The sequence below is a fragment of the Streptomyces sp. NPDC004051 genome, assembly GCF_053604275.1.
The window spans coordinates 26,128-45,733 of sequence record NZ_JBSGHG010000022.1 but is presented as its reverse complement, the minus strand read 5'-3'; the positions used below and the strand labels follow the sequence as shown (position 1 = coordinate 45,733).

Sequence of the window (19,606 nt, the reverse complement as noted above, 5' to 3'; positions counted from 1 at the left end):
CGCGCTCCCGCGGGCCGCTCCCCGATATCCCGCACGTCATGTCTCCGTAACCGCTGATTCAGACAGTCTTGCGACGCTCGGCGAATGAATCCCGCCGCCTCAGAGCCACCGCCGCCCCGGAGGGGTGACGGGGACGTCCCAGGGGCACCATTCGTCCCACCCGCGCTTTCCGACGCGCCCGTGAGGCTGCGGGCGCGGAACAATGGGGCCATGAGCCAGCCGAACGCCGAAGCAAAGGCACAGGTACAGCACGCGCAGCCCTCCGTGGGCTCCCTCGCCGCACACCGGCCGCAGACCGTGGCCGGTACGGTCTCCGACCTGGAACCCGACATCGACGCGGATCTCGACGCCTACAAGGAATTGCAGCCGGGCGGCGAGCCGCTGCCCCAGGGCCGGTTCCTCGACCGGGAGCGCAGCTGGCTCGCGTTCAACGAGCGGGTCCTCGAGCTCGCCGAGGACCCTGCCACCCCGCTGCTCGAGCGGGCCAACTTCCTCGCGATCTTCGCCAGCAACCTGGACGAGTTCTTCATGGTCCGGGTGGCCGGCCTGAAGCGTCGTATCGCCACCGGTGTCGCCGTCCGCTCCGCCTCCGGCCTCCAGCCGCGCGAGGTGCTGGAGATGATCTGGAGCCGCTCGCGCGAGCTGATGGCGCGGCACGCCGCCTGCTTCCACGAGGACGTCCTGCCCGGGCTGACGGAGGCGGGCATCCACCTGGTCCGCTGGAGCGAGCTGACGGAGAAGGAGCAGGCCCGCCTGTTCACCCTCTTCCGGCACCAGATCTTCCCCGTGCTGACCCCGCTGGCGGTCGACCCGGCGCACCCGTTCCCGTACATATCGGGCCTGTCGCTGAACCTGGCCGTGGTCGTGCGCAACCCGGTCACCGGCCACAAGCACTTCGCCCGGGTCAAGGTGCCGCCGCTGCTGTCCCGCTTCCTGGAGAGCTCCCCGGGCCGCTACGTCCCCCTCGAGGACGTCATCGCCGCCCACCTGGAGGAGCTGTTCCCGGGCATGGAGGTGCTGCAGCACCACGCCTTCCGGCTCACCCGCAACGAGGATCTGGAGGTCGAGGAGGACGACGCGGAGAACCTGCTCCAGGCCCTGGAGAAGGAGCTCATGCGGCGCCGCTTCGGGCCGCCGGTGCGCCTCGAGGTCGAGGAGTCCATCGACCGCGACGTCCTGGACCTGCTCGTGCGCGAGCTGAAGATCGGCGAGGCCGAGGTGTACCCGCTGCCGGGGCCGCTCGACCTCACCGGTCTCTTCCGGATCCACCGCCTCGACCGGCCCGAGCTGAAGTACCGCGCGTTCGTCGCCGGCACCCACCGCGACCTCGCCGAGGTCGAGTCGGCGTCGGCGCCCGACATCTTCGCCGCGCTCCGCAGCCGGGACGTGCTGCTGCACCACCCGTACGACTCGTTCTCCACGTCCGTGCAGGCCTTCCTGGAGCAGGCCGCCGCCGACCCGGACGTCCTCGCCATCAAGCAGACCCTGTACCGGACCTCCGGTGACTCCCCGATCGTCGACGCGCTGATCGAGGCCGCCGAGGCCGGCAAGCAGGTCCTCGTCCTGGTCGAGATCAAGGCCCGCTTCGACGAGCACGCCAACATCAACTGGGCGCGCAAGCTGGAGGAGGCCGGCTGTCACGTGGTCTACGGACTGGTCGGTCTGAAGACCCACTGCAAGCTGTCCCTCGTGGTCCGCCAGGAGGGCGAGACGCTGCGGCGCTACTGCCACGTCGGGACCGGCAACTACCACCCCAAGACGGCCCGGCTCTACGAGGACCTCGGCCTGCTCACCGCCGACCCGCAGGTCGGCGCGGACCTCTCCGACCTGTTCAACCGCCTCTCCGGCTACTCCCGACGCGAGACGTACCGGCGGCTGCTCGTCGCACCCAAGTCCCTGCGCGACGGTCTGGTCTCACGGATCGACAAGGAGGCCCAGCACCACCGGGCCGGGCGCCCCGCCTACGTCCGCATCAAGGTCAACTCGATGGTGGACGAGGCGGTCGTCGACGCCCTCTACCGGGCGTCGCAGGCGGGGGTGCCGGTGGACGTGTGGGTGCGCGGCATCTGCGCGATCCGGCCGGGCGTCGAGGGCCTGTCGGAGAACATCCGGGTCCGTTCCATCCTCGGCCGCTTCCTCGAACACTCCCGTGTCTTCTGCTTCGGCAACGGCGGTGAGCCCGAGGTGTGGCTCGGCAGCGCGGACATGATGCACCGCAATCTGGACCGCCGGATCGAGGCCCTGGTCAGGGTCACCGACCCCGCCCACCGGGCGGCGCTGAACCGGCTGCTGGAGACCGGCATGTCCGACGCCACCTCGTCCTGGCACCTCGGCTCGGACGGGACGTGGACCCGACACGCGGTGGACGCGGACGGCCGGCCCCTGCGGCACGTCCAGGACATGCTCATTGACGCCCGGAGGCGCCGGCGTGGCACAGCAACACCTTGACCCGACGAACCCCACCCCCCTGACCGACCCGGTGCCCGGCCCGATGGCCGACCCGGTGCCCGGCCCGGTGCACGCGGCGGCCCTCGCCGGTTACCTGCGGGCCCAGGCCACCGAGTTCCTGCGCGCGCTCCGTCTCCACCGGGAGGCGGGGGCGGGCACGGCGTCCTCGGGGGGTTCCGTCGAGGCGGCGCTCGCACTGCGCCGTTCGGCCCGCCGGATCAGCGGCAGCCTGCACACCTTCCAGGCGGTCCTGGACCCCGACTGGTCCGAGGCGATGCGCCCGGAACTGGCCTGGGTCTCCGGCACGCTGGCCCTGGAACACGCCTGCTCGGCGCGGCTGGAGCGGCTGCTCCTTGCCCTGCACCGGCTGTCGGGCACGGCCTTCCCGGCCCAGGCGGACCCCGGGAGCAGGACCGGGACGGCCCGGCCGGCCCCTCCGGCCGCCGTCGCCTCCGCCGGGGCGAGCGCGCGTACCGGCACGCGTACGGCGACCGCCTCCGGCCCCGCCGGGACGCCGGCCGCCACCGCGGTGTCCGAACGCAGCAAGCTCACCGTGGGCGCCGCGAAGGCGGGCGCCCTGCTGGACCGGCAGCTCACCCTGGCCCGGACCCGGGCGCACTCCACGGCGCTGCAGGCCCTCGGCTCCTCCCGTTTCCACGCGGTCGCCGACAAGGTCGCCGTGCTGGCCAGCGAGGTTCCGCTGGCCCCGGCCGCCGGCTCCGCCGACCTGCGCCCGCTGGCCGAGGCCGCGCGGGAGCGGCTCGTCGACGCCGTCGCCGCGCTGCCCCTGGTCACCGCGGGCAGCCCGTACAACGCGGAGGCGCTGATGCACGGGCTGTCGCCGGACCCGGCCCCGCATCCGCAGGACGCTCCCTGGCACCAGGTCCGCCTGCTGCTGCGCCTGCACCGGTACGCCCGCGAGGTCCTGTACGCCGCCCCGGCCCCCACCGGCGCCGAAGGCCCCGCACAAAGCGCCGCCGCCCCGGCGTCGCCCCCGAACGTCGGCCTCGTCGCCGCGGGCGAAGCCCTGGACCGGCACCGGGACGCCTCCGAGGCCGCGGCGGCCGCGGCGCACGCCGCCCGGACCCCGCGGATCGCCCCGGTCACGGCGTACGCGCTCGGCGTGCTCCACGCGGACCAGCGGCACGACGTGGAGGCGGCCCGGTACGCGTTCCAGCACTGCTGGCAGACGGACGTCGTCGGCTCGTCGTAGGGAGGCGCCCGGTGAGCCCGTCCGACAGCTCCGGCCGACCCGCGGACCCGGACCCGAAACCGGCCTCGAAGACGGCCCCGGCCGCCGTCCCCCTCACCGTCCAGGCGGCCGGCTGTGTCCTGTGGCGGCGCGCCCCGGTCGGGGGGACGCTCGAACTGTGTCTCGTGCACCGTCCCAAGTACGACGACTGGTCCTGGCCCAAGGGCAAGCTGAAGCGCGGCGAGGACCCGCTCGCCGGAGCGCTGCGCGAGGTCGCGGAGGAGACCGGCCACTGGGCGGTGCCGGCCGTGGAACTCCCGTCGGCGCACTACCTGGCGAACGGCAGGCCGAAGCGGGTCCGGTACTGGGCCGCCGAGGCCGTCGCCGGCACGTTCACCCCCAACGACGAGGTGGACCGCCTCCTCTGGCTCCCCCCGCACATGGCCCGCCGCCGGCTCACCGAGCCGAGGGACGCCGACCTGGTGGACGCCCTGCTCGCCACCTTCCGCCCGGCCCGCTGACACCCGCCCGCCCCTGCCGCACCCCCTCCACCACCCACACCACCCGCACCACCCATGCCGCCCGCACCATCTGCACTACGCGCACCACCTGCGCCATGCACGCCATCCGCACCGCCTGTGTTACGCACACCACCCGCACCATCTGCACCACTTGCGCCACCCGTGCCATGCACGTCGCCCGCACCACCTGCACCACGCACGCCACGCACGCCACACATGCCACCCGCATCACCCGCCTCGCCCAGACCATCTGCCCCCTCAGACCACCCGCCCCACCCGGCCCACCTCCAGGCAACACGCGGACAGCCGTCCGACGACGCCCGGACGACGATCCGGCCGCGGCCCCCCGCCGTGCGGGAGTGCCCCGTTCCGGCCCGGTATCCACCCGTGTCCTTGGCGTAAGCGTTCCGTGACCTCACCGCACCGTCCTCAGGGGTTCACCTCTCGTTCATTTACGCCCATCGGCGCCGTCACCTCTTCTGCCTAATTTCGGCCTTACGCGATGCGAACCGCCCGCCGATCGGGCGCCGGCATCGCCCAGACTTCTGACTTCAGACTTCGCACGCCGCCGCACTCAGGCCGGCGGCACCTGGAAGGAACTCAAGTGAAGCTTCAGCGCAAGAACCGGCGGGCCCTCGCTCTCGGCGCTCTCGCCGTCTCCGGCGCCCTGGCCCTCACGGCGTGCGGGTCGGACGACACCAGCGGCGGCAACGGCGGCGGCGACTCCTCCGCCAGCGCGCAGACCGGCAACATCCAGTGCGACGACGCCAAGGGTCAGCTTCAGGCTTCCGGCTCCTCCGCGCAGAAGAACGCGATCGACGCCTGGGTCAAGAACTACACGGCCGCCTGCAAGGACGTGCAGGTCAACTACCGTCCTGACGGTTCCGGCGCCGGCATCACCGCCTTCCTCCAGGGTCAGACCGCGTTCGCCGGCTCCGACTCGGCGCTCAAGCCGGAGGAGATCGAGGACTCCAAGAAGATCTGCACCGACGGCCAGGCCATCGACCTGCCGATGGTCGGCGGTCCGATCGCGATCGGTTACAACGTCCCGGGCGTCGACGAGCTCGTCCTGGACGCCGCGACCATCTCGGAGATCTTCGACAGCAAGATCAGCAACTGGAACGACAAGAAGATCGCGAAGCTGAACCCCGACGCGAAGCTCCCCGACCTGAAGATCCAGGCGTTCCACCGCTCCGACGAGTCCGGCACCACGGACAACTTCACCAAGTACCTGAAGGCCGCCGCGCCGAAGGCCTGGCCCTACGAGCCGGGCAAGTCGTGGGAGGCCAAGGGCGGCCAGTCCGCCCAGGGCTCCTCCGGTGTGGCGCAGCAGGTGAAGCAGGTCGAGGGTGCGATCTCGTACTTCGAGCTCTCCTACGCCAAGGAGGGCATCAAGACCGTCGACGTGAAGACCGAGGCCGCCGAGCCGGTCAAGGCCACCATCGAGAACGCCACGGCCGCCATCGGCGCCGCCAAGGTCGTCGGCACCGGCAAGGACCTCGCGCTGGAGCTGGACTACACCCCCGAGGCCGAGGGCGCCTACCCGCTCGTCCTGGTGACCTACGAGATCGCCTGCGACAAGGGCAACAAGGCGGACACCCTGCCCGCCACGAAGTCCTTCCTGAACTACATGGCCTCCGAGGACGGTCAGGCCCTGCTGGCGGACGCCGGCTACGCCCCGATGCCCGAGGAGATCATCACCAAGGTTCGCGACACCATCTCGAGCCTGAGCTGACCCCGAGTGCGGTCCGGCTCCCCACCAGGGGCCGGACCGCACCGTCCGGTGCACCGCCGCCATGGGGCCTCGAACAGTGAGAGGCCCCGCAGACCGGAGAACCCTGATGGACATATCCACAACACAGACCGCCCCACCCCCCGTCCCCCCACCGGCCGAGCAGAAGCGCGCCGCCCGCGGCGCCACCCGCCCCGGTGACCGGATCTTCCTCGGGCTCTCCCGGGGGTCCGGCATTTTCGTGCTGGTGCTCATGGCCGCGATCGCGGCCTTCCTCACCTACCGCACGGTGATCGCGCTCAGCAGCAACGAGGCCAACTTCTTCACCTCGTTCGCATGGAACCCCAGCGGCAACCCGCCGGAGTTCGGCATCGCGGTACTGGCCTACGGCACCGTCGTGTCGTCGGTCATCGCCATGCTCATCGCGGTCCCGGTCTCGGTGGGCATCGCGCTGTTCATCACGCACTACGCCCCGCGCAGGCTCAGCGGCGTCATCGGATACGTGATCGACCTGCTCGCCGCCGTGCCGTCCATCGTCTACGGCCTGTGGGGAGCCCTCGTGCTGGTACCGCACCTGGGCGGTCTCTACGGCTGGCTGGACGACTACCTCGGCTGGACCGGCCTCTTCGAGTGGAACGGCGGCGTCGCGCGCTCGCTGTTCACGGTCGGCGTCCTGCTCGCCCTGATGATCCTGCCGATCATCACCAGCGTCAGCCGTGAGGTCTTCCGGCAGGCGCCGCAGATGCACCAGGAGGCCGCCCTCGCCCTGGGCGCCACCCGCTGGGAGGTCATCCGCATGTCGGTGATCCCCTTCGGCCGCTCCGGCGTGATCTCCGCCTCGATGCTGGGCCTCGGCCGCGCGCTCGGCGAGACGATGGCCGTGGCCATGGTGCTCTCGTCGTCCTTCGACATCAACTTCAGCCTGCTCGACACGGGCGGCGGCACGTTCGCGCAGAACATCGCCAGCAAGTTCAACGAGGCCAACCCGCTGGGCCGGGACGCGCTGATCGCGTCCGGTCTGGTGCTCTTCGTGATCACCCTGGTGGTCAACGGCGGCGCCCGCCTGATCATCGCCCGCCGCAAGGAGTACTCGGGGGCCAACGCATGAGCCACGCAACCATCACCCCCAAGTCCGCGAGCTCCCTGCGCGGCGCCCGGCTCCCCAAGTGGTACGCCGCCGCCGTCGCGGCCGGCTCGATCGCGCTGGGCCTCGGCATCAGCGCCGTGGCGGGCCTGCACAGCAGCATCCAGTGGGCGCTGATCGCCGCGCTCCTCTTCGTCGTCGGCTCCTACGCCCTGTCGGCCGCGGTCGAGGGCAAGCGCCAGGCCAAGGACCGCACCGCGACCAGCCTGGTCTGGGTCTCCTTCATCATCGCCGTCATCCCGCTGGCCTCCCTGATCTGGGAGACGGTCAAGAAGGGCGTGAAGGTCCTCGACGGCTTCTTCCTCACCCACTCCATGGGCGTCGTCGCCGACCAGGAGCCCGGCGGCGGTATCTACCACGCCATCCTCGGCACCCTGGAGCAGGTCGGCATCGCCACCCTGATCTCGGTCCCGCTCGGCATCCTGACCGCGATCTACCTGGTCGAGTACGGGCGCGGCAAGCTCGCCCAGGCCGTCACCTACTTCGTCGACGTCATGACGGGCATCCCGTCGATCGTCGCCGGTCTGTTCATCCTCAGCCTGTGGATCATCATGCTGGACATGGGCTACTCCGGCTTCGCCGGTTCGCTCGCCCTGTGCATCCTGATGATCCCGATCGTCGTCCGGTCCACCGAGGAGATGCTCAAGCTCGTCCCGAACGAGCTGCGCGAGGCCTCCCTGGCGCTCGGCGTCCCCAAGTGGCGCACCATCCTGAAGGTCGTCCTGCCGACGTCCATCGGCGGCATCGTCAACGGCGTCATGCTGGCCATCGCCCGCATCACCGGTGAGACCGCTCCGGTGCTGTTGCTGGTCTGGGGCACGGCCACTATCAACGCCAACCCCTTCGACGGTCCCCAGGCGTCACTGCCGATGTACATCTATCTGCAGTACAACAACGGCTCCGAGCCGGCCTACGACCGTGCCTGGGCGGCGGCTCTGACGCTCATCGCGTTCATCATGATCCTCAACCTCGCGGCCCGCGGCATCGCCCGCTGGAAGGCCCCGAAGACCGGTCGCTGACGCGGCCATCAGCGACACGGACCCGAAAGAAGCAGTGATCCCCATGGCCAAGCGCATCGACATCAGCGGCCTCAACGCCTACTACGGCTCCTTCCTCGCCATCGAGGACATCTCGATGACCGTCGAGCCCCGCTCCGTGACGGCCTTCATCGGCCCGTCCGGCTGCGGCAAGTCGACCTTCCTCCGCACCCTCAACCGCATGCACGAGGTCACCCCCGGCGGCAGGGTCGAGGGCAAGGTCATGCTCGACGACGAGAACCTCTACGGCCCCGGCATCGACCCGGTCGCCGTGCGGCGCGAGGTCGGCATGGTCTTCCAGCGCCCCAACCCGTTCCCCACCATGTCGGTCTACGAGAACGTGGCGGCCGGCCTGCGCCTGAACGGCAAGTACAAGAAGTCCGAGCTGGACGGCATCGTCGAGAAGTCCCTGAGGGGCGCCAACCTCTGGAACGAGGTCAAGGACCGCCTGAACAAGCCCGGCTCGGGCCTCTCCGGCGGTCAGCAGCAGCGGCTGTGCATCGCCCGCGCGATCGCGGTCGAGCCGAAGGTGCTCCTGATGGACGAGCCCTGCTCCGCCCTGGACCCGATCTCCACCCTCGCCATCGAGGACCTGATCGGTGACCTCAAGGAGCAGTTCACGATCGTCATCGTGACGCACAACATGCAGCAGGCGGCGCGCGTCTCCGACCGCACCGCGTTCTTCAACCTGGCGGCCGTCGGCCAGCCGGGCAAGCTGATCGAGCTCGACGACACGGAGCGCATCTTCTCCAACCCGTCGGTCCAGGCCACGGAGGACTACATCTCCGGCCGCTTCGGCTGATCACAGACCCCTCGCGGTGCTGCATGGCGGTGCCACCGTGAGGACGCGAAGGGCCCGCCCCCCGGTAGCGGGGGCGGGCCCGAGCGTTTTCCGGCGCCGCGCGGGGATCGTGCTACCGGAGGACCACCAGGTAGATCAGCCCGTACGAGGCCGCCGCCACCAGCGCCGCCGCGGGCATGGTGATGAACCACCCCATGACGATGTTCTTGGCGACGCCCCACCGCACCGCGTTGATGCGCTTCGTCGCCCCGACACCCATGATCGCCGACGTGATCACGTGCGTGGTGGAGACCGGTGCCTTGAACAGGTACGCCGTGGCGAACATGATCGACGCTCCGGTCGCCTCGGCCGCGAACCCCTGCGGCGGGTCCAGCTCGATGATCTTACGGCCCAGCGTCCGCATGATCCGCCAGCCGCCCGCGTACGTACCGGCCGACAGCATCACCGCACAGGCGATCTTCACCCAGACCGGGATGGGATCGCCGTAGTCCTCGACGTCCGCGATGACCAGGGCCATCACCACGATGCCCATCGTCTTCTGCGCGTCCTGGAGACCGTGCCCGAGCGCCATGGCCGCCGCGGAGACCGTCTGCGCGATGCGGAAACCGCGCTTGGCCTTGTGCGGGTTGGTCCGCCGGAAGATCCACATGATCGCCGTCATGACCAGGTAGCCGACGAGCAGACCGACGATCGGCGACACGAACATCGGGATGACGACCTTGTCCAGCACCCCGTCCCAGTACACGGCCGTCCCGCCGGCCAGCGCCGCCCCCACCATGCCGCCGAACAGGGCGTGCGAGGAGGAGGACGGCAGTCCGAAGTACCAGGTGATGAGGTTCCAGGTGATCGCGCCGACGAGCGCGGCGAACAGGATCCCCATGCCCGTCGAGCCCTCGGGGGTCTGGATCAGCCCCTCACTGACCGTCTTGGCCACCCCGGACCCCAGGAAGGCGCCGGCCATGTTCATGACGGCGGCCATCGCGAGGGCCACCCGCGGGGTGAGCGCACGGGTCGAGACCGAGGTGGCGATGGCGTTCGCCGAGTCGTGGAAGCCGTTCGTGTACGTGAAGAAGAGCGCGACCCCGATGGTCACGACCAGAGCGAAGGTGTCCATGAAGGGGCTCAGGACTCCTTGACGGCAATGGTCTCGACTGTGTTCGCCACGTGCTCGAAGGCGTCGGCCGCCTCCTCCAGGACATCCACGATCTGCTTCAGCTTGAGCACCTCGATGGCGTCGTACTTGCCGCTGAAGAGATGGGCCAGCAGTTTCCGGTGGATCTGGTCGGCCTGGTTCTCCAGGCGGTTGACCTCGATCCAGTACTCGGTGAGGTTGTCCATGGTGCGCAGGTTCGGCATGGCCTCGGCCGTGAGCTCGGCGGCCCGCGCCAGCACCTCGATCTGCTGGTCGACGCCCTTGGGCAGTTCCTCGATGTTGTAGAGGACGACCAGATCGACGGCCTCCTCCATGAAGTCCATGATGTCGTCGAGGGACGAGGCCAGGGAGTAGATGTCCTCACGGTCGAAGGGCGTGATGAACGAGGAGTTCAGCTGGTGGAAGATCGCGTGCGTCGCGTCGTCGCCCGCGTGTTCCGCGGCCCGCATACGCTCTGCGATCTCGACCCGGGCGGGGCCGTCCGCCCCGAGCAGTTCCATCAGGAGTTTCGAGCCCGTGACGATGTTGTCCGCGGACGCGGCGAACATGTCGTAGAAGCTCGTCTCCCTGGGGGTCAGACGAAAGCGCACGTGGGGTCCTCGTGATGCGTCGGTTCGGTGAGGCTGGTGCCGGGCGCACCATCCAGCCACGACTGTCGGGCCGTCCACCAGTGTCACCCATTCGGTCTCGGGCAACAGGCACGGGGGCGGTCCGGGGCCGTGGCGCGGCTGCTGCCCGTGGACATCAGCCACAGTGCCTATACCCAACAAAGTTCGCTACCATATACCCGCCAGGGGTATATGTCGCCCGCCACTGCACCAGGAGGACGCGATGACGACCACCGAGGCCGGCGCCGGCGCGCCCTCCTCCCCGGACACCACGGACGTGACGGACAGCACCGGCGTGACGGACGCGACGGACAGCACCGGCGTGACGGACACCACGGACGCGACCCGGGCGACCGATCCCACGGCCCCCGTCACCGACCACGACCGGGGCATCCACGGCTACCATCACCAGAAGCAGGGACACCTCAAGCGCCTGCGCCGCATCGAGGGCCAGATCCGGGGCCTGCAGCGCATGGTCGACGAGGACGTCTACTGCATCGACATACTCACCCAGGTGTCCGCCTCCACCAAGGCGCTGCAGTCCTTCGCCCTGCAACTGCTGGAGGAGCACCTGCGCCACTGCGTCGCCGACGCGGCCCTCAAGGGCGGCGACGAGATCGACGCCAAGGTGAAGGAAGCGACCCAGGCGATCGCCCGCATGCTACGGACGTGAGCCGCGCGGACCGGCCGGACCGACCCCCGGCTCGGTGCGCACCTCGGCCACCTTCAGCACCTTGTCTATGCTCTCCAGGCTGAGCCGGCCCTGGGCGGCGGAGGCGGCGATGATCAGCTCTCCGCACAACTCGATCTCGGCGAGGGCCACATAGTCCCGAACCAACCCACCACCGAGCGGGGCCACACCCGTCACCTCATCCATACCGTCATACGGGCAGAGGTCCCCAGCCTAGGCAGCGTCCCCCGCCCCGCGCATGGCACGTAAGGACTAGGCACTTCCGCCCGGACGACCGGGGAGACCGGGTGAAGAGGCCACCTCCCGGCGGATCTCGTAGCCGTACTCCTTGTCCGGGTTCGTGTCGAAGTACAGCACCGGACGGTCGCCCGCCTCCTGGACCTGCAGAAGCGTGAACTCGGGGTCGTCCGAGAAGGAACCCGCGGCGGCGAAGCTCAGCTCGACGGTACCGCTGCGGTCGTCGTCGAACTCGACCTGGCCGCCACCGGAGCCCTTCCAGACCCCGGTGACCTCCTGTGCGGTCAGCTCCCCCGGCATCGTGGTCCAAAACGGTTCGCTGTCCGAGCGATGCATGTCGAGCATCGCTCGGACAGCACCCGTACTTCGCCGGTTGCTTCATCCGTCTTGGAACTGATCGGCTGCGCTGATCCCCCTCACCTCCGTGCGGTCTTCACATGAGTACCTTGAGCCGCTTCACCGCTTCCTCCAGCACGCTGGTCCGCTTGCAGAAGGCGAAGCGGACCTGGCTGCGGCCGGCTTCCGGGTCGTCGTAGAAGACGGAGTTGGGGACGGCGACGACGCCGCAGCGTTCGGGGAGGGCGCGGCAGAAGGCGTGGGCGTCCTTCTCGCCGAAGGGGGCGATGTCGGTGGTGATGAAGTACGTGCCCTGGGGGCGGTAGACCTCGAAGCCGGCGGCGCCCAGACCCTTCGCCAGCAGGTCGCGCTTGCGCTGGTGGTCGGTGCGGAAGTCGTCGAAGTACGCGTCCGGCAGGGCGAGGGCCTCGGCGACGGCGTACTGGAAGGGGCCCGCGGAGACGTAGGTCAGGAACTGCTTGGCCGAGCGGACCGCGGTGACCAGGGCGGGGGCGCCCGTCACCCAGCCGACCTTCCAGCCGGTGAAGGAGAAGGTCTTGCCCGCGCTGGAGATGGTCACCGTACGCTCCCGCATGCCGGGGAAGGTGGCCAGGGGGATGTGTGCGGCGTCGTCGAAGACCAGGTGCTCGTAGACCTCGTCGGTGATCACCAGCAGGTCGCGTTCGACGGCCAGCGCGGCGATCGCGGACAGCTCCTCGCGGGTGAGGACGGTGCCGGTCGGGTTGTGCGGGGTGTTGATCAGCAGCAGGCGGGTGCGGTCGGTGACGGCATCGCGCAGCTCGTCGAGGTCGAGGCGGAAACGGCCCCCGCGCGGGCGCAGGGTGACCGGCACGCGGGTGGCGCCCGCCATGGCGATGCAGGCCGCGTAGGAGTCGTAGTACGGCTCCAGGGCGATCACCTCGTCGCCGGGCTCCAGCAGCGCGAGCAGGGCGGCGGCGATCGCCTCGGTGGCGCCGGCGGTGACCAGGACCTCCGTGTCGGGGTCGTGGGACAGGCCGTAGCGGCGCTGCTGGTGCGCGGCGATCGCGGTGCGCAGCTCGGGGACGCCGGGGCCGGGCGGGTACTGGTTGCCGCGGCCGTCGCGCAGCGCCCGCACCGCCGCCTCCCTGATCTCCTCGGGGCCGTCGGTGTCGGGGAAGCCCTGGCCGAGGTTGAGGGAACCGGTCCGCAGGGCCAGGGCGGACATCTCCGCGAAGATCGTGGTCCCGAACTCGGCGAGCCGACGGTTCAGGAGGGGCCGCTGGTGGTTTCCCTTGCGTGGTGTCGCCGTCACGGAAGTTCCAGTGGCAGGTTCATCCCGTCGAGCACATTCGAGCAACGGCACTGCCGCTGTTCGGGCAGGCGCTTGACGGCTTCGATAATGAGGCCGCGAAGCCGTTCGACGTTCTCTGCGAACACCTTGAAGACCTCTTCCTGAGCCACGCTCTCCTCAGCGTCGATGCCGGCGTCCAGGTCCGTCACCAAGGCCACGGAGGTGTAGCAGAGGGCCAGTTCGCGAGCCAGGGCGGCCTCCGGATGGCCGGTCATATTGACCAGTGACCAGCCCTGCGCGGCGTACCACTGGGACTCAGCACGGGTGGAGAATCGCGGTCCCTCGATCACCACCATGGCGCCGCCGTCAACCGCCTCGACTCGGGAGGCGGTCGCTGCCTTGAGTACGGTTTCACGGCCGTCGGCGCAGTACGGATCAGCGAACGAGACGTGCACCGCACCTTCGTCGTAATAGCTCTGGATCCGGCCGCTGGTGCGGTCCACCAGTTGGTCAGGAACCACCACGGCCCCCGGCCCCAGGTCGCGCCGGAGCGAGCCGACGGCGCACGGTGCCAGTACTTGGCGCACGCCGAGGGAGCGCAGCGCCCAGAGGTTGGCACGGTAGTTTATTTTGTGGGCTGGGAACGCGTGGCCCAGGCCGTGCCGCGGCAGGAACGCCACCCGGCGGCCCGCGACGCTGCCGACCGAGACCGTGCCCGACGGCCGGCCGTAGGGGGTCTCGACCTCGACGTGCTGGGAATCGGTCAGCAGCTGGTAGAAGCCGCTGCCGCCGATCACCGCTACCTCTGCCATCGGAGCGTTGTCGGACGCGCTGTTCATACTCTTCATGGCCTCTTCTCTTCGGTTTGTCATGTGCCGGGCGGTTACGGCAAGGTCCGCAGGTCCGTCGCGCCGAGCGTGAGCAGCTGGCAGATGGCCTCGAAGCACTCCAGACGGTTTCGCGCCTGCGTGAGGTCTCGGCCCCAGACCGTGATGCCGTGGTCCACGATCAGCAGTCCGGGAGCTGACTTCGGACGGCTGGCCAGGTAGTCGGTCACCTCGGTGGCGATCCGAGGCACGTCCGGCCAGTTCGGGAAGACCGGCACGCCGACCCTGGTGGGATCGGGAAGTCCGAGGCCTTTGAGGAGTTCAAACCGTGTGAGCTCCAGGACGGTCTGCTGAGAGCGGTCGCCCACGCGGCAGGCGATCACGGTGGAGTACGGCGCGTGCACATGGATCACCGCGCCGGCTCGCGTGGTGCGGTAGACGGCGGTGTGGATCGAGGTTTCCGCCGAAGCTCTCAGCCCGTCGGGTGCCCGTGTTGTTTCGCTGCTCTCGGTGTCGACGGTGACCATGTGGTCGGCGGTGAGCTCCCCCTTGCCCAGACCGCTGGCGGTGATCAGCGCGCTGTTCGGAGTCTCCCCGGTCAGGCGTACCGAGAGGTTTCCCGAGGTTCCGGGCATCCAGCCACGTGTGTACAGGTCGTGTGCGAGGGCGGCCAGTTCGGCTGCGGCCTCACAGCTCTCGTACCCGCCCAGGTCATCCGGGGCACCGAGACCGCTTTGGGTATCGGCCGCACTGCGCGCGGCGGCTGTCGTCATGAGGACACCTCACAGAGTGATACGACCTTGTGCGGGGCCAGCCGCTCGGCTCCGCCGAGTCCGGTCAGCTCGACGATCACCGCCGTACCGGCGACTTTCGCCCCGCAGGCTTCGACCAGTTCGGCCGTGGCTGCGAGCGTGCCGCCAGTGGCCAGTACGTCGTCCACGCACAGAACCCGATCACCGGGAGAGACACTGCCCTCCTGCAGTTCCAGCCGGTCCTCCCCGTACTCCAGCGCGTAGCTCGCCGAGTGCACTGCGCCCGGGAGCTTTCCCGGCTTGCGTACTAGCGTCAACGGGAGGCCGGCATGCACGGCGAGGGCACTTCCCAGCAGAAAACCGCGGGCCTCGACGGCCAGGACACGGTCGTACCGGGTGTGGAACTCGGCGGCTACTCGGGCGGCCATCGCCGCCAGAAGTCCGGGCTCGGCGTAGAGACCGGACAGGTCGCGGAAGACCACGCCCGGCGTCGGGTACTCGGGGAACTCCTCAAGCAGTCCTGCGATCCGCTCGGACAGCGCGGCAGCCTGTCGCCCGGCGTCCTCGGAGCCGTTGGGCCGGAACACACGTCGCTCAGTCACGATCGCAGTGATCAGATCAGCGGGCGTGACGTCGAAGGCCGGGTTGTACGCCTCGGCGTCGGCGGGTGCGCTCGGAGCCCCGGCAAAGCCGGTGACCTCGGCAGCCGTCCGCTCCTCGATCACGATTCCCGAGCCGTCGACCAGCCGCTCGTCCCACGTGGACTCCGGGGCCACCACCACGAACGGGATGCCGTGCCGAGCGGCGGCCACGGCGAGTCCGTATGTGCCGATCTTGTTGGCGGTGTCGCCATTGGACGCGATCCGGTCCGCGCCCACGAGAACGCAGTCCACCAGTCCCCGGGACATGGCCGCTGCCGCAGCCGAGTCGATGCACAGTCGGTAGGGGATCTTGGCCTCGTCCAGTTCCCAGGCCGTCAGCCGAGCGCCCTGGAGCAGCGGACGGGTCTCGTCGACGAGCACCTCGGTCACTCGCCCACGTGCCGCGAGTTCCACGATCGTCCCCAGCGCTGTACCCACGGCAGCGGTTGCCAGACGGCCGGTGTTGCAGTGGGTGAGTAGCCTCAACGGGCGGTTCGGAGTCACTGACTGCACCAGTTCGACGGCCTGAGCGACGGCCGCCGAGTTCACTGCGATGTCCTCGTCCAGCATGGCCATGGCCTCGGCCAGCACGGCCTGCGGGCCTTCGCCCAGCCGATCGAGTACGCGCTGCACGGCCCAGGCGAGGTTCACCGCGGTGGGACGCGCAGCGGCGATCCGTTCGGCGTCGGCCCGCACCGCGGCTTCGTCCCGGTGTTCGTCCGTGCAGTGCCGGTATGCGCTCTGGGCCACGCCCAACGCCCCGGCCAGGCCGATGGCGGGCGCCCCCCGTACGGCAAGGGACTTGATGGCGCTGATCAGCTGATCGGTGTTCTCCAGCCGCAGTTCCCGGTACTCGTGCGGCAGCCCGCGCTGGTCGACGGTCACGATGGTGCCTGCGTCCCAGGTGAGCGACGCCCGCGGAGCGTCGGTGGTGGTGCTCACGCGTTCACCGCCGTGCGTAGTGCCTCGGCCCGGTCGGTGCGCTCCCAGGTGAATGCCGGCAGCTCGCGGCCGAAGTGGCCGTAGGCGGCGGTTTGCGCGTAGATCGGGCGGAGCAGGTCCAAGTCGCGGATGATGGCAGCCGGGCGTAGGTCGAAGACCTCTGTGACCGCACGTTGGATGTCCAGTACCGGGACTCTCTCAGTGCCGAAGGTCTCCACGAAGAGACCCACCGGATCGGCCTTGCCGATCGCATAGGCGACCTGGACCTCGGCACGCCGGGCCAGGCCGGCGGCGACGATGTTCTTGGCCACCCACCGCATCGCGTACGCGGCTGAGCGATCGACCTTGGAAGGGTCCTTGCCGGAGAAGGCACCGCCACCATGGCGGGCCGTACCGCCGTAGGTGTCGATGATGATCTTGCGGCCGGTCAGGCCGGCGTCGCCCATCGGACCACCGATCTCGAAGCGGCCGGTCGGGTTCACCAGCAGGCGATGCCCGGTTGTCTCCCACTTGATGCCGTGGTCACCGAGTTCGGCGAGGACGTGCTCGACCACATGGGTGCGGATGGCGGGCGTCAACTGCGTATCGAGGTCGACGTCCGGCGCGTGTTGGCTGGAGACCACCACGGTGTCCAGCCGGATGGCCCGGTCGCCGTCGTACTCGACGGTGACCTGGGTCTTGCCGTCCGGGCGCAGGCAGGGAACGGTACCGTTCTTCCTCACCTCGGTCAGTCTGCGGGACAGGCGGTGCGCCAGAGTGATCGGTAGCGGCATGAGTTCCGGGGTTTCGTCGCACGCGTAACCGAACATCAGGCCCTGGTCGCCGGCGCCCTGCCGGTTCAGCTCGTCGCTGCCCTCCGGCTGACCGACGCTCCCGTGGCGAACCTCGTGCGCCGAGTCCACGCCCTGGGCGATGTCCGGCGACTGCGCACCGATCGAGACGGAGACGCCGCAGGAGGCCCCGTCGAAGCCCTTGTGGGAGGAGTCGTAACCGATCTCCAGGATCTTCTCGCGCACCAGTTGGGCGATGGGCGCGTACGCGGTGGTGGTCACCTCGCCGGCCACGTGCACCTGGCCGGTGGTGATGAGGGTCTCCACGGCCACCCGGGAAGCGGAGTCCGCGCTGAGCAGCGCGTCGAGGATGGTGTCGCTGATCTGGTCGGCGATTTTGTCGGGGTGTCCCTCGGTGACGGACTCCGAGGTGAAGAGGCGGCGGGACACAAGTCTCCAAGAGTGTGGGTGAGAGGAAGGACGGCCGAGCCCGCTCAGCGGGTGTGGTCCTGTGCCAGGCCGAGGCTCTCGCGGATGAGCTGCTGCACCGTGGCGCGCACGTCGGTCAGGTAGAAGTGGCCGCCGGGGAACACCTCTGTCCGGCAGTCACCACGGGTCAGTTCCGCCCACCGTGCCAGGGAGTCGACGGGTACCAGCGGGTCGGTGTCGCCCCCCAGGACAGTGAAGGGGCAGCTGAGCTTTTCGCGCTGCTGCCAGCGGTAGTTCTCGTAGGCGGCGAAGTCGGCCCGGATCGAAGGCAGCATCAGCCGCATCAGATCGGCGTCCTGCCACACTGCCTCCGGGATGCCGTCGTAGGCGCGGCGCACCTCGACCAGGAACTCGGGATCCGGCAGGTGAGAGATCGGAGGTTCTTCCTCCAGCCGGTGTGGTGCTGAGGAAGCGGAGGCGAAAAGACGGTTCGGCTCGACCGACAGCAGATGCGCGGTCTCGTACGCGATGACCGCGCCCATGCTGTGCCCCAGGAAAGAGAACGGGCGATCCAGCAAGGGCTCCAGCTCACCGGCCAACAGTTTCGCGATCAGTCGTAGGTCGTCCAGGGGGCGCTCACGCAGCCGGGACTCCCGGCCCGGCAGGTGCACCAGGCAGACCTCGATGTCGGGACTCAGCTCCGGTATCCAGCGGGCGAATGCGGACGGCCCTCCTCCGCCGTGCGGGACGCAGAACAACCTTGCCCGCGTTTCCGGTAGCGGCTTGGGGCGCTTGATCCACGGTGATGTCGTCATGCGATCACCGTTGCGGGCTGACGTACTGCCATGATCTCCTCCAGGGCTGTGCATAAGCGGGCCAGCTCCTCCGGCGAGTTGTAGTAGTGGGGCGAGACGCGGAGCAGGGTGCTCAGGCCGCGCTTCTGCATGTCGACGCAGGCCGCGTTCTCCAAGCACACCCAGGTGTTGATGCCCGCCCTTTGGAGACTGCTCCTGACTGCGAACGCGTCACGCCCCTCGAAAGTCAGCGCGATGGTGCCGCAGCGTTCCCTGCCGCGGTCCTCCGCGACCACTCCGGGAATGCCTGCAAGGTCTTCGCGTAGATTCCCGGCGAGTTGCTGGAGCACCCGCGAGGTGCGCTCCACCCCCCAGCCGAGCGCGTAGTCGATCGCCACGCCCAGCCCGATGCGGGAAGCGCAGTTCGTCTCCCAGGTCTCGAACCGGCGGGCACCAGGCGCCAGTCGGTAGGTGCCGGAGAGCCACTCGGCGCCGTCGAGGCCGAGAACTGCCGGAGTCAGCCGATGGGCGACCTCCTGACGGACGTAGAGAAAACCGGTGCCCCGTGGCCCGCGCAGGTACTTGCGTCCGGTACCCACCAGCAGATCGCACCCGATCTCTTCTACGTCCACGAGGAGTTGCCCCACCGACTGGCAGGCATCCACCAGGTAGGTGATGCCATGCCGGCGGGCCAGTCGGCCGATCTCGGCCACGGGATTGATCAGGCCGTCATGCATCGGCACGTGCGCCACGGCTATCAGCCGCACCCGTTCGTCGAGCAGACAGTCCAGCTCTGCCACGTCCACCAGACCGTCCTCGTCCACCGGCAGAACCTCCAGTTCCAGCCCCAGACGCTGGGTCAAGTGGAGCAGCGATATGTAATTGCTGCCGTACTCGACCGCCGAGGTGAGAATCCGGTCGCCGGCCTGCAGAGGAATGCTGGACAGCGCCAGGCCCCAGGCCCGGCTGGCGCTGTCGAGGATCGCGACCTCGTGCCGGGTGCAGTTGAGCAGTGCGGCGATCGCGTCGTGTGCGTGGTCGATCGCGTCCTGTGCGTGTTCGGCCGCTTCGTAGGAGCCGATCCGGCTCTCCAGATTCAGGTGGCTCGTCATTGCGTCGACCACTGGCCGTGGTACCAGAGCGGCACCGGCGTTGTTCAGATGGACGACGTGATCCACACCAGGTGTGTCAGCGCGGGCCCTGGCGAGGTCGAGGTTGTCGTAGAGCATGGGAGCGTCCCCGATCGGGTGAATCTTTGGGTGGCGTTTCGCGTTGCG

General features: G+C 69.4%; 19 protein-coding genes. 8 read left to right on the top strand and 11 right to left on the bottom strand.

Annotated elements, in window-relative coordinates; genetic code table 11:
* Nucleotides 1–210: 210 nt before the first annotated feature.
* The 7 genes from ACWEQO_RS22055 (at nt 211) to pstB (ending at nt 8,876) form a co-directional block, all read left to right on the top strand.
* Nucleotides 211–2,448 carry an RNA degradosome polyphosphate kinase gene (locus ACWEQO_RS22055; protein ID WP_361460179.1) on the top strand — a complete coding sequence of 746 codons (2,238 nt, stop codon included), beginning with the start codon at nt 211–213 and terminating at the stop codon, nt 2,446–2,448.
* Nucleotides 2,429–3,661, top strand: a complete 1,233-nt coding sequence (locus tag ACWEQO_RS22050; protein WP_452984910.1) for a CHAD domain-containing protein — start codon at nt 2,429–2,431, stop codon at nt 3,659–3,661. The genes ACWEQO_RS22055 and ACWEQO_RS22050 overlap by 20 nt, the downstream gene beginning before the upstream one ends.
* A 119-nt stretch (nt 3,662–3,780) precedes the next feature.
* Complete coding sequence (locus tag ACWEQO_RS22045) at nt 3,781–4,161, top strand: NUDIX hydrolase (RefSeq protein WP_452984966.1); 381 nt, start codon at nt 3,781–3,783, stop codon at nt 4,159–4,161.
* Between the two features lie 604 nt (nt 4,162–4,765).
* The gene (gene pstS, locus ACWEQO_RS22040) at nt 4,766–5,896 is read left to right on the top strand and encodes a phosphate ABC transporter substrate-binding protein PstS (protein WP_361460173.1); all 1,131 of its coding nucleotides are present in this window, start codon (nt 4,766–4,768) and stop codon (nt 5,894–5,896) included.
* Between the two features lie 106 nt (nt 5,897–6,002).
* On the top strand, nt 6,003–7,001 hold the full coding sequence (pstC, locus tag ACWEQO_RS22035) for a phosphate ABC transporter permease subunit PstC (RefSeq protein WP_452984909.1): 999 nt from the start codon (nt 6,003–6,005) through the stop codon (nt 6,999–7,001).
* Nucleotides 6,998–8,056: a phosphate ABC transporter permease PstA gene (gene pstA / locus ACWEQO_RS22030; protein ID WP_452984908.1), complete on the top strand. Its 1,059-nt coding sequence runs from the start codon at nt 6,998–7,000 to the stop codon at nt 8,054–8,056. Before pstC ends, pstA begins: the two co-directional genes overlap by 4 nt.
* 43 nt (nt 8,057–8,099) lie before the next feature.
* Nucleotides 8,100–8,876 carry a phosphate ABC transporter ATP-binding protein PstB gene (gene pstB, locus ACWEQO_RS22025; RefSeq protein WP_361460168.1) on the top strand — a complete coding sequence of 259 codons (777 nt, stop codon included), beginning with the start codon at nt 8,100–8,102 and terminating at the stop codon, nt 8,874–8,876.
* A gap of 112 nt (nt 8,877–8,988) precedes the next feature.
* Here pstB and ACWEQO_RS22020 read toward each other — a convergent pair whose 3' ends face one another.
* Both ACWEQO_RS22020 and ACWEQO_RS22015 read right to left on the bottom strand, forming a co-directional pair.
* The gene (locus ACWEQO_RS22020) at nt 8,989–9,990 is read right to left on the bottom strand and encodes an anion permease (RefSeq protein WP_452984907.1); all 1,002 of its coding nucleotides are present in this window, start codon (nt 9,988–9,990) and stop codon (nt 8,989–8,991) included.
* Between the two features lie 8 nt (nt 9,991–9,998).
* A complete protein-coding gene (locus tag ACWEQO_RS22015; RefSeq protein ID WP_109379201.1) occupies nt 9,999–10,619 on the bottom strand; it encodes a DUF47 domain-containing protein in 621 nt (206 codons plus the stop codon).
* A 241-nt stretch (nt 10,620–10,860) separates the two neighbouring features.
* Here ACWEQO_RS22015 and ACWEQO_RS22010 point away from each other — a divergent pair, with 241 nt between their 5' ends.
* Entirely contained in the window at nt 10,861–11,310 is a 450-nt protein-coding gene (locus tag ACWEQO_RS22010; RefSeq protein ID WP_452984906.1) for a metal-sensitive transcriptional regulator, read from the top strand.
* On the opposite strand, the gene ACWEQO_RS22005 is transcribed toward ACWEQO_RS22010, so the two are convergent.
* The 9 genes from ACWEQO_RS22005 to ACWEQO_RS21965 all read right to left on the bottom strand — a co-directional run bounded on the left by ACWEQO_RS22005 (nt 11,299) and on the right by ACWEQO_RS21965 (nt 19,558).
* Nucleotides 11,299–11,514 (bottom strand): hypothetical protein, encoded by a 216-nt coding sequence (locus tag ACWEQO_RS22005; protein ID WP_361460162.1) that lies wholly within the window; start codon nt 11,512–11,514, stop codon nt 11,299–11,301. The genes ACWEQO_RS22010 and ACWEQO_RS22005 overlap by 12 nt on opposite strands.
* Nucleotides 11,515–11,580: 66 nt before the next feature.
* The gene (locus tag ACWEQO_RS22000) at nt 11,581–11,910 is read right to left on the bottom strand and encodes a hypothetical protein (protein ID WP_452984905.1); all 330 of its coding nucleotides are present in this window, start codon (nt 11,908–11,910) and stop codon (nt 11,581–11,583) included.
* A gap of 88 nt (nt 11,911–11,998) precedes the next feature.
* Nucleotides 11,999–13,195 carry a pyridoxal phosphate-dependent aminotransferase gene (locus ACWEQO_RS21995; RefSeq protein ID WP_452984904.1) on the bottom strand — a complete coding sequence of 399 codons (1,197 nt, stop codon included), beginning with the start codon at nt 13,193–13,195 and terminating at the stop codon, nt 11,999–12,001.
* Nucleotides 13,192–14,022, bottom strand: a complete 831-nt coding sequence (locus ACWEQO_RS21990) for an S-methyl-5'-thioadenosine phosphorylase (RefSeq protein ID WP_452984903.1) — start codon at nt 14,020–14,022, stop codon at nt 13,192–13,194. The genes ACWEQO_RS21995 and ACWEQO_RS21990 overlap by 4 nt, the downstream gene beginning before the upstream one ends.
* A 35-nt stretch (nt 14,023–14,057) precedes the next feature.
* Nucleotides 14,058–14,774: a methylthioribulose 1-phosphate dehydratase gene (gene mtnB / locus ACWEQO_RS21985; protein ID WP_452984902.1), complete on the bottom strand. Its 717-nt coding sequence runs from the start codon at nt 14,772–14,774 to the stop codon at nt 14,058–14,060.
* Nucleotides 14,771–16,336 carry an S-methyl-5-thioribose-1-phosphate isomerase gene (mtnA, locus tag ACWEQO_RS21980; RefSeq protein ID WP_452984901.1) on the bottom strand — a complete coding sequence of 522 codons (1,566 nt, stop codon included), beginning with the start codon at nt 16,334–16,336 and terminating at the stop codon, nt 14,771–14,773. Before mtnA ends, mtnB begins: the two co-directional genes overlap by 4 nt.
* Nucleotides 16,333–17,556, bottom strand: a complete 1,224-nt coding sequence (gene metK / locus ACWEQO_RS21975) for a methionine adenosyltransferase (protein WP_452984900.1) — start codon at nt 17,554–17,556, stop codon at nt 16,333–16,335. Before metK ends, mtnA begins: the two co-directional genes overlap by 4 nt.
* A gap of 44 nt (nt 17,557–17,600) precedes the next feature.
* Entirely contained in the window at nt 17,601–18,350 is a 750-nt protein-coding gene (locus ACWEQO_RS21970) for a thioesterase II family protein (protein ID WP_452984899.1), read from the bottom strand.
* The gene (locus tag ACWEQO_RS21965; RefSeq protein WP_452984898.1) at nt 18,347–19,558 is read right to left on the bottom strand and encodes an aminotransferase class V-fold PLP-dependent enzyme; all 1,212 of its coding nucleotides are present in this window, start codon (nt 19,556–19,558) and stop codon (nt 18,347–18,349) included. Before ACWEQO_RS21965 ends, ACWEQO_RS21970 begins: the two co-directional genes overlap by 4 nt.
* Nucleotides 19,559–19,606 lie beyond the last annotated feature (48 nt).